The sequence below is a fragment of the Frankia sp. AiPs1 genome (genome assembly GCF_023716945.1).
Lineage (GTDB): Bacteria > Actinomycetota > Actinomycetes > Frankiales > Frankiaceae > Frankia.
This window is the reverse complement of sequence record NZ_JAMQQF010000676.1, coordinates 1-2,906: the sequence shown is the minus strand read 5'-3', so window position 1 is coordinate 2,906 and position 2,906 is coordinate 1. Positions and strand designations below refer to the sequence as shown.

1 protein-coding gene and 1 pseudogene are annotated in these 2,906 nt (G+C 76.2%); one reads left to right on the top strand and one right to left on the bottom strand.

Features of this window, described 5'->3' with window-relative positions; all coding sequences use genetic code 11:
• The coding region (locus ND748_RS29245) for an FAD-dependent oxidoreductase (RefSeq protein WP_251749422.1) at positions 1-1,058 on the top strand (1,058 nt) is incomplete at its 5' end.
• A 1,564-nt stretch (positions 1,059-2,622) separates the two neighbouring features.
• Here ND748_RS29245 and ND748_RS35180 read toward each other — a convergent pair.
• Positions 2,623-2,820 (bottom strand): annotated as a pseudogene (locus tag ND748_RS35180) (ATP-binding protein); the annotation flags it as partial.
• Positions 2,821-2,906 lie beyond the last annotated feature (86 nt).

Below are 2,906 nucleotides of genomic sequence, written 5' to 3'. Positions count from 1 at the left end.
GGAGGTCATCGGCGTGTCGCGTCGCGGCGGCCGCCCGGCGCCGCGGCTTCGAGGTGATCGCCCGCGATGAGCGCACCGGGGACCAGATCCGGCTGCGCGCCCGGACCGTTGTGAACGCCACCGGCGTCTGGGCCCCGGCTCTGACACCCGGCATCCGGCTGCGACCGAGCCGCGGCACACATCTGGTCCTGCGCTCGGACGCCCTGGCCGGAGCCCGCGGGGCGCTGTCCGTGCCGATGCCGGGTGAGCGCAACCGGTTCGCGCTGGTGCTCCCCCAGGGTGACGGCCGAGTCTACGTCGGGCTGACCGACGTCCCGGTCGATCGGATCACCGACGTCCCCGAGCCTGATGACAGTGAGATCGCCGAGCTCGTCGACGTCGTGTCGACTGTGCTCGCCGCCCCCCTGGACCGCGCCGACCTGCTCGGCGCATTCGCCGGGCTGCGCCCCCTTCTCGACGACCGCCCTCTTCTCGACGACCACCCCCGGCCCGACGACCACCCCCGGCCCGACGACCACCCCCGGCGCGGCGGCCACCCCCGATCCGGCGGCCGGTCCAGTCCCGACGTCGCCGGCCTGGGGCGCACCGCGGACCTGTCCCGGCGCCATCTCGTCCGCACCGACCCGGGCGGCCTGGTCACCGTCGTCGGCGGGAAGCTCACGACCTACCGACGGATGGCCGCCGACGCCGTGGACGCGGCCATCGCGGCCGGCGAGCTGACCGCCGGCCCCTGCCGAACCCGGCGGCTCGGGCTCGTCGGCGCCGCGCCGCGATCGGTGCTGGCAGCGGTCGAGGCACCGCGCCGGCTGGTCGAGCGGTACGGCACTGAGGCACCACGAGTGCTCGCCGGCGCCAACGACGACCCCGGGCTGCTCGCGCCGATCGTCGACGGTGTGCCGGTCACGGGGGCGGAGCTGCTGTTCGCGGTGTGCCATGAGGGAGCGCTCGATCCGGCGGACCTGCTGGACCGCCGTTCGCGGATCGGTCTCGTTCCCGCCGAGCGTCGCGCGGCGCTCGCCGCCGCCACCCGGCTGTTCGACCACGCGATGGCGCGCTGACCGCCTCCCCGCCGGATCCGCCGGGACCCTCCGACCCACCGTCGAGCCCGTCTACCGGCCCGGACCCGCCGGAAGATCCGATCCGCGCGGAGGGGACCGTCGCCTGATCGTCCGGGCCGGCGGGACTGGCAGGGCCGGCGGGGTGGGCAGAGCCGGCGGGACTGGCCTCGATGGTCGCGGACCAGTGCATCTCGATGCAGGCGACGCCCTCGCCGATCGTCCCGCCGGCGCGGACCAGCCCCGAGCCGCCGGGGCCAAACTCGCCCGCCCGGCCGAACTCGGCCAGGGTCGGCCCGGCGAGAACGGGTCGTCCCGGCTTCGCCGGTACCCCAGCCCGCCGTCCCTCGAGCCGCCCGCCAATCCGGGCGTCGGCCGCCGCCCCCTGCACCGGCCGGACAGACGAGCCCGGCAGGGCAGACGAGCCCGACAGGACAGGGGATGCCGACAGGACAGGCGAGGCCGACAGGACGGGCGAGGCCGGGGCGCGGCGGGCCGGGTAGGTGAGGTAGACGCTCGCCTGCGCGGCCCCGAGGTAGCCGGTGAGGACCACGGGCCCCTGCCGGACGGCGGCCAGCACCGCCGAAATCCGGGCGAGGAACTCCCGATGCACCGGCTCGGGCAGGCCGAACAGGTCGCCGTCCGTCTGGACGGTCACGGCGATGCCCCGAGCCTCGGCCTGCTCGATCGGACCGGCCAGATCGCGCAGCGCGGCGAGGCCGGCACCGACGAGATCCCGGCGCAGCGCCCGGGCGCGCGCCGTGCACAGGGCACGCACCTCCGGCCGGCTTGGATCACTCCGGCCGGCGGCGATGTCGCGCAGCAGCGGCAGGAACCGCGCGTCCAGCTCGTCGAGCCGCCGGCGCCGGTCCCGGCGGACGGTGCGGTCCAGCACCCGCCGGCTGGTCAGGTCGGCCTCCAGATCGTCGGCCCGCGCCCGCTCCTGCGCACTGGCCCGCAGGACCGGCCCGAACATCGTGACCAGTACCTGCATGATCCACTGCGCGTACACCGCGGCGGCCAGTCTGGCGAGCACCAGCGGGTCGTACCTGCAGCCGAGGCCGACGACGATGCCGACCATGGCCACCGTCGCCAACCCGGCGGCGGCGTAACGCTCCCGCTGCGGCCGGGACAGCATCGCGAGCGCCACGAGCAGCGGATTAATCATGGTGGTGCCCCAGCTCACGACCAGTTCACCGGGAGGTTCCACCGTGTTGACCGCACCGGCGACCGCGCCGGCGACGGCCGCCAGCAGCACGGCGACCGACTCCCCGCGGCCCAGCGGCCGGCGGGCGACGACCCGGGCCGCCAACCCGATGACCAGGGCGGTCGTCAGCCAGATCGCCACGCCGGCCGGCATCGACCGGGCCTCGTCCCGGTGCACGATGACCGGGATGAGTGCGGCAAGCCAGCCCACGACCACCGCGAGGGCGAACGCCCGGCGCGCCGCGGCGGCGAACTGCTCCTCCAGGAGGTCGGCGCAGGCCGTTTCCGCGGCCGGCGGCGACAGTTCCCACCGCAGCGTGATCCGGGTGCCCTGGCCGGGTTCGGACCAGATCTCGGCGGAGCCACCCACGGCCGCCATCCGGGCGGAGACGGAGTGCCGCAACCCGAGGCGGCGGCTGTCCACGGCCAGCTCCGCCGGCCGGAACCCGCGTCCCCGGTCGATGATGGACACCTCCAGCCGGCCGGGGCCGACCCGGGCGCGAACCCGGGCGTCACCGGTGCCGGCGTGGGATTGAACGTTGCGCAGCGCCTCGCCCATCGCGGCGGTCACGGCGGCGCCGACCTCGTCGGGCACCCACTCGCCCGCTGGCTGCGGCCCGTCGGCTGGCGCGGCGGCGTCCAGCA